Annotated in this window: 17 protein-coding genes; 9 read left to right on the forward strand and 8 right to left on the reverse strand. The window is 65.5% G+C overall.

Annotated features, from left to right (window positions below; translation table 11 throughout):
- Window positions 1-31: 31 nt before the first annotated feature.
- Entirely contained in the window at window positions 32-472 is a 441-nt protein-coding gene (locus BCL79_RS02675) for a MarR family winged helix-turn-helix transcriptional regulator (RefSeq protein WP_259462086.1), read from the reverse strand.
- 93 nt (window positions 473-565) lie between these two features.
- Between BCL79_RS02675 and BCL79_RS02680 the strand changes: the two genes are divergently transcribed.
- Entirely contained in the window at window positions 566-2,050 is a 1,485-nt protein-coding gene (locus BCL79_RS02680) for an FAD-dependent oxidoreductase (RefSeq protein WP_121037090.1), read from the forward strand.
- 13 nt (window positions 2,051-2,063) lie between these two features.
- On the opposite strand, the gene BCL79_RS02685 is transcribed toward BCL79_RS02680, so the two are convergent.
- The 3 genes from BCL79_RS02685 to BCL79_RS02695 form a co-directional block, all read right to left on the reverse strand.
- The gene (locus BCL79_RS02685) at window positions 2,064-2,744 is read right to left on the reverse strand and encodes a hypothetical protein (RefSeq protein WP_121037092.1); all 681 of its coding nucleotides are present in this window, start codon (window positions 2,742-2,744) and stop codon (window positions 2,064-2,066) included.
- A 156-nt stretch (window positions 2,745-2,900) separates the two neighbouring features.
- Window positions 2,901-3,170, reverse strand: a complete 270-nt coding sequence (locus BCL79_RS02690; RefSeq protein WP_121037094.1) for a hypothetical protein — start codon at window positions 3,168-3,170, stop codon at window positions 2,901-2,903.
- A 264-nt stretch (window positions 3,171-3,434) separates the two neighbouring features.
- Window positions 3,435-4,016 (reverse strand): TetR/AcrR family transcriptional regulator, encoded by a 582-nt coding sequence (locus BCL79_RS02695; protein WP_121037097.1) that lies wholly within the window; start codon window positions 4,014-4,016, stop codon window positions 3,435-3,437.
- Between the two features lie 178 nt (window positions 4,017-4,194).
- Here BCL79_RS02695 and BCL79_RS02700 point away from each other — a divergent pair, with 178 nt between their 5' ends.
- From BCL79_RS02700 to BCL79_RS02710, 3 genes are read left to right on the forward strand one after another with little or no spacing between them, the layout of a single operon-like run.
- On the forward strand, window positions 4,195-5,292 hold the full coding sequence (locus BCL79_RS02700; RefSeq protein WP_121041084.1) for an alkene reductase: 1,098 nt from the start codon (window positions 4,195-4,197) through the stop codon (window positions 5,290-5,292).
- A gap of 59 nt (window positions 5,293-5,351) precedes the next feature.
- Window positions 5,352-6,140, forward strand: a complete 789-nt coding sequence (locus tag BCL79_RS02705; protein WP_121037099.1) for an SDR family NAD(P)-dependent oxidoreductase — start codon at window positions 5,352-5,354, stop codon at window positions 6,138-6,140.
- Window positions 6,137-7,138: an NADP-dependent oxidoreductase gene (locus BCL79_RS02710; RefSeq protein WP_121037101.1), complete on the forward strand. Its 1,002-nt coding sequence runs from the start codon at window positions 6,137-6,139 to the stop codon at window positions 7,136-7,138. Before BCL79_RS02705 ends, BCL79_RS02710 begins: the two co-directional genes overlap by 4 nt.
- Window positions 7,139-7,173: 35 nt before the next feature.
- Here the strand turns inward: BCL79_RS02710 and BCL79_RS02715 are convergent, their stop codons facing one another.
- The 4 genes from BCL79_RS02715 to BCL79_RS02730 all read right to left on the reverse strand — a co-directional run bounded on the left by BCL79_RS02715 (window position 7,174) and on the right by BCL79_RS02730 (window position 9,863).
- A complete protein-coding gene (locus BCL79_RS02715; protein WP_259462087.1) occupies window positions 7,174-8,487 on the reverse strand; it encodes a hypothetical protein in 1,314 nt (437 codons plus the stop codon).
- A 24-nt stretch (window positions 8,488-8,511) separates the two neighbouring features.
- Window positions 8,512-8,826: an excalibur calcium-binding domain-containing protein gene (locus tag BCL79_RS20565; protein WP_121037103.1), complete on the reverse strand. Its 315-nt coding sequence runs from the start codon at window positions 8,824-8,826 to the stop codon at window positions 8,512-8,514.
- On the reverse strand, window positions 8,741-9,316 hold the full coding sequence (locus tag BCL79_RS02725; protein ID WP_121037105.1) for a hypothetical protein: 576 nt from the start codon (window positions 9,314-9,316) through the stop codon (window positions 8,741-8,743). Before BCL79_RS02725 ends, BCL79_RS20565 begins: the two co-directional genes overlap by 86 nt.
- Before the next feature lie 169 nt (window positions 9,317-9,485).
- Complete coding sequence (locus BCL79_RS02730) at window positions 9,486-9,863, reverse strand: hypothetical protein (protein WP_121037107.1); 378 nt, start codon at window positions 9,861-9,863, stop codon at window positions 9,486-9,488.
- A gap of 225 nt (window positions 9,864-10,088) precedes the next feature.
- Between BCL79_RS02730 and BCL79_RS02735 the strand changes: the two genes are divergently transcribed.
- The 5 genes from BCL79_RS02735 (at window position 10,089) to BCL79_RS02755 (ending at window position 12,696) form a co-directional block, all read left to right on the forward strand.
- Window positions 10,089-10,541, forward strand: a complete 453-nt coding sequence (locus tag BCL79_RS02735) for an FG-GAP repeat domain-containing protein (RefSeq protein WP_121037109.1) — start codon at window positions 10,089-10,091, stop codon at window positions 10,539-10,541.
- A gap of 52 nt (window positions 10,542-10,593) precedes the next feature.
- Entirely contained in the window at window positions 10,594-10,839 is a 246-nt protein-coding gene (locus BCL79_RS20235; protein ID WP_183073648.1) for an FG-GAP repeat domain-containing protein, read from the forward strand.
- 98 nt (window positions 10,840-10,937) lie between these two features.
- The gene (locus BCL79_RS02745; RefSeq protein WP_259462088.1) at window positions 10,938-11,354 is read left to right on the forward strand and encodes an H-NS family nucleoid-associated regulatory protein; all 417 of its coding nucleotides are present in this window, start codon (window positions 10,938-10,940) and stop codon (window positions 11,352-11,354) included.
- A gap of 9 nt (window positions 11,355-11,363) precedes the next feature.
- Window positions 11,364-11,720, forward strand: coding sequence for a bleomycin resistance protein (locus BCL79_RS02750; protein ID WP_121037115.1), 357 nt, complete (start codon window positions 11,364-11,366; stop codon window positions 11,718-11,720).
- A gap of 46 nt (window positions 11,721-11,766) precedes the next feature.
- A complete protein-coding gene (locus BCL79_RS02755; RefSeq protein ID WP_121037117.1) occupies window positions 11,767-12,696 on the forward strand; it encodes a hypothetical protein in 930 nt (309 codons plus the stop codon).
- The last annotated feature ends 58 nt before the right edge of the window (window positions 12,697-12,754 follow it).

Consider the following 12,754-nt stretch of genomic DNA (forward strand, 5'->3'; position numbering starts at 1 on the left):
GTCCAGATGCCCTGCGAGGCGTGGGGTACCGTTACGGCTCGCGCTCACGGGCTTCCAGCGCGCTGGCGAACTTTGCCATCAAACGCACCAGCTCCGATACCTCCTGCGCAGGCCACGAGGCGAAGATCTCCCGGCCGATCCGCTCACGTGCGGCATCCAACCGGTCCGTCATGTCCTTGCCTTTCGGCGCAATGGTCGCCTCACGGATGCGGCGGTCCTGTGGGTTACCGCGACGCGTGACCAGCTCCATCGCGGCCAGTTTGGCCACCTGACGGCTGATGGTCGTGTAATCCCGGCCCAGGCGATCGGCCAGCTCAACCACCCCGATCGGCCCTACCCGTTCGATCACCACCAACAGGCGGAACAACGCCTGGTCCAGCGTCACGCCCGCGTCCTGGATCAGCCGTTCATCGTTGCGCGGCCGGTTCATCACGCTGGCGAGGCTGACCATCGAGAGGTGAAGCGACCTCAACCCGGCCGAATTATGTGTATCTTGCACCTTCTTTTTCACCGGCATAGCATCCCCTCCAAGTAAGTGCATATTACACATACCTGGAGCGATGCAATGGGCAACACCCCTGACGTAGTGATCTGTGGTGCCGGCGCCGCCGGCCTCACCCTGGCCATTGAACTTGCCCGCCGCAACGTGGCCTTCCGCCTGGTGGAGCAGCGGGATCAGCCGTTCCATGGGTCGCGTGGCAAAGGTATCCAGCCGCGCAGCCAGGAAGTCTTCGAGGACATGGGCATCGTCGATCAGCTGTTCGCGGCCGGCGGCCTCTACCCCGTCTCGCGCTCGCACCATGCGGATGGCACCCACACGGACGCCGCCGTCATCGAGGCCGCGCCGGCCTCCCCGGCCGAACCGTATCGACAGCCGCTGATGGTGCCGCAGTTCCTGACCGAATCCGTGATGCGCGACCGCTTGGCGGAGTTGGGGCACCGGGTCGACTTCGGACACGGACTGATCGGCGTCGAGCAGGACGACACCGGGGTAAGCGTCCGTCTTGCCACGCCAACGGGCGAGCAGACCGTGCGCACGCGCTACCTGATCGGCACCGACGGCGGGCGCAGCTTCGTGCGCCAGGCACTGGGTATCGGCTTCCCCGGCAAAACGCTGGGCGTGCGCGCGGTGGTGGCCGACATCGTGCTGCAAGGGCTGCCACGCGACGCCTGGCATACGTTCAACCAGGACGACATGGCGCAGCGGATCTCTCTGTGTCCACTCATGGGAACACGCCTGTTCCAACTGCAGGCGCCGGTCCCGCTGGAGGGTGAGGTGGACCTCTCGGCCGACGGCCTCGGTGCCATGGTGCGTGCGCGGACCGGTCGCCATGATCTCGCCGTTCTCGACGTGCAATGGGCCTCGGCCTACCAGATGAGTGCCCGGCTGGCAGAGCGCTACCGCGACGGCCGCGTCTTCCTGGCAGGCGATGCTGCCCATACGCATCCACCCACCGGCGGCCAGGGCCTGAATACCAGTGTGCAGGATGCCTACAACCTTGGGTGGAAACTGGCTGCAGTGCTGCAGGGTGCACCGGCCGCGCTTCTCGGTACGTACGAACAAGAGCGACGCCCCATTGCGGCCGCCATGCTCGGGCTTGCAACCACGCTGCTTGAGCACGCACGGCGCGGCGACAATCGACGTGGGCGCGAGGTGCAGCAGCTCGACCTCGGGTACGCCGACGCCTCGCTCTCGCTACCTGCTGAGCCCCGACGTGGGCGTATCACGCCGGGGCGCCGCGCCCCCGACGCCCTTTTGCAGGGTGCGGGTGGGCAGCCAGTACGCCTGTTCGAGGTATTTCGAGGGACCCATTGGACGTTGCTGGGTTACCAAACCGGCCGCGCCGCCGCTCGTGCGCGGAAGGGTCTGCGCATCCATGTCATCGGCCAGGGCGGGGAGCTGCGTGATGCGGCCGGACACTTCGCCGATGCCTACGGTCTGGCGCCGGGTGAGTGGCTGCTGATCCGGCCGGATGGCTACGTGGCTGCTGTCGCTGTTGAGGGACACATCAACGTGCTCGAAGCACACTTCGAACGGCATGCACCGTGATGCGATGCGCCCCTCACTTGCCGGCTGGGCCAGCCCGGGTTCCCTCGTCGCCCTGCGTCGCCGCACGGCTCTTCGCGAACTCCGGGAAGGTCTCCGCTATCGACGCTTTGTCCGGCAGGACGTAGAACACCCCGCCCCGCTGGAATGTCGCCTGGATGACCTGCTCGTAGAAGCCCGGCGACACATTGATGCAGCCATGGGTTACCCGGTTGTCGTCTGGCGAGGGCGATGCCAGACGTTCCACGCGCCTTTCGGCCGGGACGCCCATCGCCGTCGGGTGGATGGAGACGGCGGACTCATAATCCACCCACAGCACGCGACCGGCATCGATCGACGGGCCGTAGCCACCCACGAAGCGACCTGCCGGCGTCGTACGGTCCCGACCCGGAATCTCGCGAAGCGCAAGACCGGCAATACCGGGGGCCGTGTGGTCACCGGTGGCCGAGCCGAACAGCCCGGACGCGGCGCCGCGAAGCCGGCCCTCGCCATCGAAGACCAGCACCTGGGCAGCGGCCTTGTCCATGATTGCGAACGGATAGCCTTGGCTGTCCTTGGTGGCAACCACCCAGCCCGCGAGTTCGATCACGGTGTTGGATACTTCCTGGCCTGGCGGGAGTTCATCGACAGCGGCTGTCGGCTGCGCAGCCGCATCCTCGGCGTTTGCCACGCCGATGCTTGCCAGCGCCAGCGCCATGGTCAGTGCGCCGCGAAGGGCCAGGACTACGGGGTAAGAGTGCGTACGGATGGGACACTTCCTTGCAATGACGATTGCACGATCATCGACAACGGGTGGCCTGCGTAGGCCACCCGTTGTCGATTCAAACGTTGCTCACACACGGCGCGCGAGCGATCAACCGCGTGGCTTGCGGCGGGGTGCCTGTTCGAGCTGCTGCACACGGCCTTCGATCTGATCCAGACGCTGGTTGGCCTGCTGCGCGGATTGATTGGCCGATTCGGCGCTCTGGGCCGCGCCCTGCACCTTCGTGTCGAGCTGATCAAGGCGCGAGTTGATCGTGGCGAACTCGTCCTTGTACGTGGCGCAGGAACTGAGGCCTACGGTAGCGATGATTGCCACAGCCAGCGTACGCGCCGTCGTCATTTGTTTTGTGGTCAGAAACATTGCAGTGCCTCCTTCGTCTGGGGTGTTCGGACTATAGCGGCCTTTTCGCCAGCGCCATGACCGGCATTCAGTTGAAGCTGGGAGACGTAGAGGCAGTGTGATGACGAGTCGCCACCGGCGTGGTAGAGGGCGCAGCTTCCGACGACGACATCTTCATGGATCACCACATACTCGGCGAGCATGCCCGGCAGCGGGCCACCGAGCGAGTGGCAGGACACGCATTGCGCGCCACCTGCTGCGCTTTGCGGATCAAGCCAGCACGCGTCAGCCGTTGGGCACACCACCCAGCCGCACCAGCACGTCTTCCCCGCACGCATCCAGGATCTCGTCCGCCAGCGGCGAGTCGTCCGGGCAGGACCTGGACAACACCATCGCGCCGACAGCCTGGGCCATCAAGGCGATGCGCCGCGCACGCGCCTGTTCGGACGTGGGGCCGTCTGACTGCCCGTTCGGGTAGGGAGAGACGGCCAACTGCGCCTCGATACCTGCCGCGAAGGCCGCCTTGACCGGATCCGGCTGACGCGACGCGTCGGTGCACAGCGCCGACATGGTGCAGCCCTGGCCCGGCGCGTCACGATGCTGCCGGGACAGGTAGTAGCGCATGAAACTCGCCAGGTCCATCTCGGCCGCGGCATCGGCCGATTTCGCCAGGCCGCAGCTTGCCGCCTCCGCCATCAGGTCGGCCTTGGAGCCGAAGTGCTTGTAGAAGCCGCCATGGGTAAAGCCGGCGGCCGCCATGAGATCTGCCACCCCCACGCCGTCGTAGCCCCGCTCCCTGAAGAGGGTGGAGGCGGTCTCGACGATGTGCGCACGGTTGGCCTGGGCCTGTGCCTTGGTGACTTTCATGACGGGTTGTCTCTTGATGCTTTGCCGCGATAGACCCGCACTTTACCATGGATAGATGACCATCATCATCAAACCATTGACAGCTACGATTATGGTCATCATCATTGCGGCACTTCCAGGCGACGCCACTGCCGGCCCGCCCGCGCCACCCCTCAACGATCACGACCCCGCACCCACCATGACGACCTCGACACTGTTCCAGCCCTACCCGCTTGGCCCGCTGACCCTGGCCAACCGCATCGTGATGGCACCGCTGACGCGCAACCGCGCCGGGGCCGGTCTGGTGCCCGGTCCGTTCGCCGCCACCTACTACGCCCAGCGCGCCTCGGCCGGGCTGATCATCACCGAGGCCACCCAGATCTCGGCGCAGGCCCAGGGCTACCAGGACACGCCGGGGCTGTACACGCAGGATCAGATCGACGGCTGGCGCAAGGTCACCGACGCCGTGCACGCGCGCGGCGGACGCATCTTCGTGCAGCTGTGGCACGTGGGCCGCATCTCGCACGTGGATCTGCAGCCCGGCAACGCCGCGCCGGTATCCGCCTCGGCCATCCGGGCGCAGACCAAGACCTTCGTCCACAACGGCTTTGTCGATGTGTCCGAGCCGCGTGCCTTGGAGATCGACGAACTGCCGTCCATCGTCAACGACTTCCGCCGGGCCGCCGCCAATGCGATCGCCGCCGGCTTCGACGGTGTCGAAATCCACGGCGCCAACGGCTACCTGCTTGAGCAGTTCATCAAGGACGGCGCCAACCAGCGCACCGACGCCTACGGCGGTTCGATCGAAAACCGTGCGCGCCTCCTGCTGGAGGTCACTGCAGCCGTGGCAGCCGAGATCGGTGCCGATCGCACCGGCGTGCGCCTCTCGCCGGTCTCGCCGGCCAACGCCATCGCGACCATCAGCGATCCGCAGCCGCAGTACGACTACATCGTCGATCAGCTCAGCGCGCTGGGCGTCGTCTACCTGCATGTGGTCGAAGGCGCGACGGGTGGCCCGCGCGATGTCGCCCCGTTCGACTTCGACGGCCTGCGCCGCCGTTTCACCGGCACCTACCTGGCCAACAACGGCTATGACCTGGAGCTGGCCAACGCGCATCTGGCCGGTGGCAAGGCCGACCTGTTCGCCTTTGGCCGTGCCTTCATCAGCAATCCGGATCTGGTCGAACGCCTGGAGACCGGCGCGCCCTTGAACGCCCTGAACCCGGCCACGTTGTATGGCGGCGGCGCGGAGGGCTACACCGACTACCCCGCCCTGACCGACACGCTCGCGCAGTAACTCCCTCGCCAGAGCCGCGCCGCATCCCCGTTCCCCCATTACATGCCAAGAGACACACCATGAGCCTGCTTCCTGCTGTCCTCATCACCGGCGCCTCCAGCGGCATCGGCACCGTTTACGCCGAACGTTTCGCGCGCCGCGGCCACGATCTGGTGCTGGTCGCGCGCGACACGGCGCGGCTGGACACACTGGCCGCGCGCCTGCGCCACGATACCGGCGTTGCCATCGATGTACTTCCGGCCGACCTCACCCAGCGCGCCGACCTGGCCGCCGTTGAAACCCGCCTGCGCGACGACACCCGCATCGGCATCCTGATCAACAACGCGGGCATCGCCCAATCCGGTGGCTTCACCGAGCAGTCGGCCGACAGCATCGAACAACTGATCACGCTGAACACTCTCGCCCTGACCCGCCTTGCCGCTGCCGTTGCACCACGGCTGGCCAGCGCCGGCGAAGGCGCGATCATCAATATCGGCTCGGTGGTCGGCCTGGCGCCGGAGTTCGGCATGTCCGTCTACGGTGCGACCAAAGCCTTCGTGCTGTTCCTGTCGCAGGGGCTCAGCCTGGAGCTGACGCCCAAGGGCGTCTACGTTCAGGCTGTGCTGCCGGCGACGACGCGCACCGAGATCTGGCAGCGGGCCGGTATCGACATCAACACGTTGCCGGAGGTGATGGATGTCGGCGAGCTGGTGGATGCGGCGCTGGTCGGCTTTGATCGCCGCGAGACCGTCACCATTCCACCGCTGCATGTGGCCGAACGCTGGGACACGCTGGACGCATCGCGTCAGGGCCTGCTCTCGGACATCCGGCAGGCGCAGGCGGCGGAACGGTACCGCAACCGCCCATGAAAGCCTTGCTCATCGACCGTTATGGCACAAAGGAGACCGGCCGCATCGGCGACGCCCCACAGCCTGCGCTGCGCGATGGCGATGTCCTCATCCGCGTGCACGCGGCCAGCGTCAATGCGCTGGACACCAAGATCCGCACCGGGGAGTTCAAGCTGATCCTGCCTTATCGCCTGCCGCTGATTCTTGGCAACGATATGGCCGGCACGGTGGTAAGTGTCGGCGCCGGGGTTCACCACTTCAAACCCGGCGATGAGGTGTATGCCCGTCCCGACGATGATCGCATCGGCACGTTCGCCGAGTTCATTGCGGTCAATGCTGCCTCGGTGGCGCTCAAACCCGGCAACCTCACCATGGTGGAGGCCGCCTCGCTGCCGCTGGTCGCACTGACCGCATGGCAGGCGCTGGTCGAAACCGCCCAGCTCAAACCCGGGCAGAAGGTCTTCATCCAGGCCGGCTCCGGCGGCGTCGGGACGGTGGCGATCCAGCTGGCCAAACATCTGGGCGCCTTCGTGGCCACCACCACCAGTACCGCCAACGTCGCGTGGGTGAAGGATCTCGGCGCAGACGTCGTCATCGATTACAAACAGCAGGATTTCGAGACGGAACTGCGTGACTACGATGTGGTGCTCAACAGCCTCGGCAAGGATGAACTGACCCGCTCGCTGCAGATCCTCAGGCCGGGCGGGCATCTCATCTCCATCTCAGGACCCCCCACGCCCGCGTTTGCCAGTGCGCGCGGGCTGGCCTGGCCGCTCAAGCAGGTCATGCGCCTGCTCAGCCATGGCATCCGCAGTAAGGCCAAGCAGAAGGGCGTGACCTACACGTTCGTGTTCATGCGGGCCAGTGGGCAGCAGTTGGGCGAGATCACCTCGCTGGTAGAGGGCGGTGCCATCCGCCCGGTCATCGACAGGGTCTTCCCGTTCCGGGAGACCCTGAGCGCCTTGGCCCATGTCGAGAGCGGCCGGGCCAAGGGCAAGGTGGTGGTGGAGATGCGGTAGGTCGCGACCAGGTCTCTCATCTCTGCCGACCCTCACTACCGGTGGTCATCGCCGCCCTGCACATTCGTCAAACGCCAGCCCTCTGATTCCTTTTCGAGACGCCAGCCCGCGTTGAGAACAAGGGTCCAGCCCGGCCCTGTCCAGTTGGAGGCACTACCGGTAACCTCACCGCCACTCAGCGTGACAAGTGTCCAGTCTTTTGACATCAGCGCACCCGATTCCGCCGTGAGCTCACCCCACTCGTCACGTACCGTGAGCGGTGTGTACACCGTGCCCACCTCGTCCAGCGGAAAGAGCGCGCGCGGATCGAACGACGCGGACGGTTTACTCAGTGGAAGCCGGACCGCGTCCCCACCGAGGTACCGCTTTCGATACCCGGCACTGCGCTGCTCACGGATCCTGGCGCGCTCATGTTCTTGGGCACGTACCTCGTCCACCCCATAACGGCGACCGACACCGTCCGCCCCGGTTGCGCTGAGCGGCGTGCCCAGCTGTTCGGCCAGCAGTGCCGGCAGGTCAGACGCGGGCGACAGCCCGCTGCGCCAGTGCGGCGACCACCGATCCAGCAACATCCCGTACGCCGGCCCGGTCACGTACGCCGCCGATCGGACAAAGCTCGGTGAGGCATCTGCTGCAGCCAGAGACTTGACCAACGCCGTCACCATGTTCCCCCCATTGGCAGCAGCCGCAACCCGGCGGCCTGTGTATTCGGCAAGGCCCTCATTACGCTCAACCCTTGCCTCTTCGTCCAGCACCCGGGTGCCCGACGCCGAGCCCGCAGAGCGAAGTGCACGGAATCGCAGCGCTGCGGCGACATGCGGCCGAGCATCACGATCATCGGTCGCGGACAGCGCCTTCGCCAACGCACGCATCTCCAACCGCAACGCGATGCGCCCAAGCTCACCATCAAGATGCGCTGTGTCGCCTTCGGAAGCGGAAAGCCCCAACATGGCCTGCACGCAGTGCCATTGTTCATGCCAGAACAGGGTCGCGAGTCCGTCGTTGTCCGCAGGCAGTGGCAGAATCAACAGCACGTTGGAGGCCCCGTCGATATCAATGCATGTATTCGCAGGCGGCTGATCCTTCCGCAGAACGACAGACTCCACATCGCCCGTGGCGACGTTTCGACGCCAACTCGTTCCGGTAACGCGGTCGTGCAGCACCACAGGGGCATCCAGCGGCAGTCCCCACAGTGCCTCTGCCGCCTGCTTCGACGCGGGCGCCTGCGCGACCGTCGCCACGCGTTGCAGCGCTTCTTCCAACCCCGGCGGCTGCACCGCAGCCGAAGCCGCAAACGGAGTCAACCAGGCGACGGCAATGGCTACGCCACGGAGAACAGGGATGGACATCCTTCTCATTGCAGGCGCGTCTCCTTAAGGCGCACATCCCACCCCGTGATTGTCACGGTCGAGGTGAGGCCCATATCCAGGGTCGCCGCGGCGCACCGGCGCAGCCCCGGCTGCTCTAGCCTCCGCGCAGTTTGCAAAGGCCCCGGCTCTGCCAGAGGCGGTTGAGGTCAACCCGCTACGAGGCACAAGAGCGTTGCTCGGCGCAGCAGAGTCTCCACCATGGCAGTGATAATTGCCCGTCTTGCGCGTTCCGCTAGAACTGCCCCTGCAAGTACTTTCCACCAGAATCTCTGAGCTCAGCTCTATTAAAGAGCTTCGCTTTAAAATTGAAATCCCCATCAATCCGCACGATCATCAGCTTCTCGAAGCCGCCTTCTCTCTTCACGATCACGCGGCTGCTGGCCTTCTCTGGAGAGATAGTCTTAACCTCGACAAGCGCGCCGTCGATAGTGCCGTCTGAGCCGGCATGGTGGGTGCAGTGTCGGCGCAGACCAAATCGGATCTCAGCATAGATCTCGCCGAGCTCTCCCCATATCTGCAGGTACCGGCCCGTATTTTGAAAGTGGCGTTCGGCACAGTCGACAAGGTCGCTGAAGACTTCGCCCTGCTCGATGAAGCTGTGAGGAAAGCCCTCACGACTTCTGAAAGGACTTGGAGATTTCCCCGCGTACGCATCGGCTTCATCAGCGTCATCCAGCTCACTATCGACCCAGTTGCTGTCCAGGCACAGCGATTCCGAGGGGTCATAACCACAAGCGGCAGCGTCCTCGATGTCCCGGGCGCTGCAACCGCGGCCATGCATCTCGTGTAGAAAGTCCCAATCTCCCATGACGCATCCCTGCCATGACCAAGTAGTGAACCAGCGCTGGTTATACTACTTGGTCACAAGCGACGCCATCCCCGACTTACTGTTGCGGCGCAAGCCTATGGCGCCCGGCTGACCCCATCCACGCAGGCAGGTCGGCTACCGCAGTTGTGGGCAATCCGTTCTTACCCGATCAGCGCCAGCCGCGGTTGTGGTTGCGGCGGTCATGGTCCCAGCGACGCTGGTCGTGACGACGATCGTGGCGGCTGGTGCGCTCGTAACGGTGCTCGCGGTCATAACGGCGATCACGGTCGTAGCGATAGTCGCGGTTGTCCCGGCGATCCTTGGTGGTGACATTGCCGATCGCGCCGCCGGCCACTGCACCGCCTGCGGTCATCATCGGGTCGCCGTTGGACAGCACGTGCCCCGCGACGCCACCCACGACGGCACCGACCAGTGTGTTCTTGTCCTTGCGCGACAGCGCGGAGGCATCGCCTGCGGCGATGACGCCAGCGGTCAGAGCCAATGCCATGGCCAGGCCACGGAAGCTGAAAGCGGTTGAGGTGAGCATCGTTGGATCCTCCAAACGTATCGGTGTGGAATCGAATCTGGTGGCCGAAGATTGCCGGAACATTGCGCACCCGCGGATGAACCGCCCCCTGTTCAGTTTGGCGAAAGTACAGCTTGGCAGGGCCATGCCCTCGCGCCAAGCCGACGCCTGCGCCTGCGCCTCTACAGTGGCACGCGTGTGCCTCGCCACGGACGCACTCAACGACCGCTTCGGAGCCCGAGCCGAATGCACTCACCGATCCCCGCCCTCGCCCTCGCCCTCGCCGCCTCTCTTTCAGGCCTCTCCGTCACGGCGTGCGCTGCCCCGTCGCAACCGTCGCGCACCGTTTTCACCGACGTCACCGCCACCCATGTTCCCACCGACGCGGCCCTCCATGCACTGGATGCGGCGTTGCTGGATGCCGATGGCGATGGCGATCTGGATGTCGCGGTGGCGGTGGAGAATGGCGCCAACCGGCTCTACCTCAACGAGGGCACCGGCAAGCTCACACAGGCGCCCGATGCGTTCGGCACGATCACCGGCGACAACGAGCATGTACGCGTGGCCGACGTCGATGGTGACGGCCATATTGATGTGCTGTTCATCGCTGAAGACACCGAGCAGCACAACCTGTTCCTGGGACAAGAATCCGCAGACGCGCCTGCTGATCAATCAAGGCGAGGCCCGTTTCAGGGATGACACCGCCGCCCGCCTGCCCGCGCATCGTTTCTCCAGCTGGGGCGGGACGGTGGTGGATGTCAATGAGGATGGCCATCCGGACCTGGTGGTCAGCGCGATTGAGGTACCCGGCTTCGTGCCGCTGCAGGTTCGCGCCTGGCAGAACGATGGCAAGGGCACCTTCACCGACGTCACTGCCTCGGTGATCCCCCGCACCACGGTGGGACGCAGCTGGAGCATGGCGCGCGGTGATCTGGATGGGGATGGCAAGCCTGATCTGTTCATTGGGGGTGGCAGTCGCAGGCCCGCCTGCTGCTGACCGGCAACAAGATCGACGAGTAAACCTGCGCAAACCGATGGCTTCACGCTGGCATTTGCTATCGTGCCCTCCGTCCGTCCCTCCTTCCCAGGAATCCCATGCCCCGTAAGCCCTCCACCGCCCCCTCCGCATCATCGATGAAGGCCAGCCTGGCAGCTGCGGTCGCGCGATCGGGAATGGATGAAAGCGCGCTGCTACGGGCCGCCACGAAGGAGGCGTTCGAGCGCGCACTCGTACTGCTCACCACCTCCTACGCCGATTTCAGCCCGGAACAACAGCGCAGGATCCAGGCAGCCGTGGACAGCGCCGGATCGTCCAGCACCGCCACGCGCGCCAAGCCGGCCAAGATTCCCCGCGAAGCACTGCCGCCCCGCTTCTGGCTGCCGCACAGCGGTGCCACCTGGTCCGGCCGCGGGCGCATCCCCGGTGCGTTCCTTGCGTGGGAGGGCACCGTGGCCCACACCGAATGGAAGAAGACCCACCCCGATCAACGCTTCCCGTCCTATCCGGGCTGAGGCGGCAGCATGCAGCAGACCGTCATTCCGCAGTTGCGCATGACCGATGCCACGATCAGCGTGCCGTTCTATCAGCAGCTCGGGTTTTCGATCGACTGGGAACACCGCTTTGCCCTGGACATGCCGCTGTTCGTGCAGATCAGCCGTGAGGGCCAGCAGGTGTTTCTCAGCGAACACGCCGGCGATTGTGAGCCCGGCGGCGCTGTCTATTTTCATGTGCCTGACGTGGATGCGCTGCATGCCGCGTTCGTCGCGGCCGGCGCGCCGGTCTTCCGGCCGCCGGCGGATGTGCCCTGGGGCGGGCGCGAAATGATGCTGATCGATCCGGACCACAACCGGCTGCGGTTCGCGACGCAGGGCGATTGATCGAAGCGACTATGATGGTCGCCATTGAACGAAGCAGTGGTTGCAGATGAGTCGCGGAATCAAGATGCGCAAGGCCGTGGGAACGCACGGCACCCTGCACCGGTTGGCCGACCTGCAGAAACGCCATGACGCGCAGCAGACCCTGCCCACGTTGCTCTGCGATGGCTGCAACGTGCCGGTGCGATTCGTCCCCGCGCACGACAGGAGCGGTGCCGACGGTGCCCTTCCCGCCGCGGTTCCTGCGTACATCGCGTTGAACAAGGGGGCTGAGCACCTGCCCGGGTGCCGCTACAACGCCCGCTCACATCTGCAGGCCCTGCTCGCCAGCGGAACCGATCCCGAGTTCCTGCCTGCGCTGGGCGATGGCCGGCATGAGCTGCGTCTGTTGATCCTCCAGCAGGCCCTGAAGCGGGGCAGCGCCGGGCCGCCCCCTCTCCCGGCAGACGCACCATTCGACGGTCACCTGCGCACCCTCAACGACCTGCTGATCCTGCAGGCGATGTGCGAGGACGACACGCTGCTGACCGCGCAGCTGACCCTGCGCCTGGGCAAGAAGCGGGTCGATTGGGCGAATTTCCTCTACGGGCAGGACCGCTACGACGAGGCATGGGAACGGCTTGGCTCGGCATCCAGCGAGCTGCCGCTGGCGCTGCTCGGGACGGTGCGGTCACATCGCACGCCACAGCCGGGTGACCCCCATCGCGTCACCTTCCTCAACTGTGCCCCGAAGTATCAGCACACCGGCGTGACCGACCGCCGGGATTTCTACGAAGTCAGCGTCGGGCACACCGATACGGCGTGGCTGAAGTCCTTCCCGGTGGGCGCGGAGATCGTGATGTTCGGGCTGTGGCGCCAGGGAAGAAGCAGCACCGCCTCACGGCCGCACCCGACCGACCCGCGCCGGACCATCACCAGCATCACCCACAAACTGGCACTGCGGCCGAGCTTTACCGGGCAGTTGCGTGTTGTGGAGTAAACCGCACGGCCCTCATGGGTTTCTCGTGATCGACCCCGCACAGCGATAACGACAGCCG

Source organism: Stenotrophomonas rhizophila, from assembly GCF_003651185.1.
GTDB classification, from domain to species: domain Bacteria; phylum Pseudomonadota; class Gammaproteobacteria; order Xanthomonadales; family Xanthomonadaceae; genus Stenotrophomonas; species Stenotrophomonas maltophilia_Z.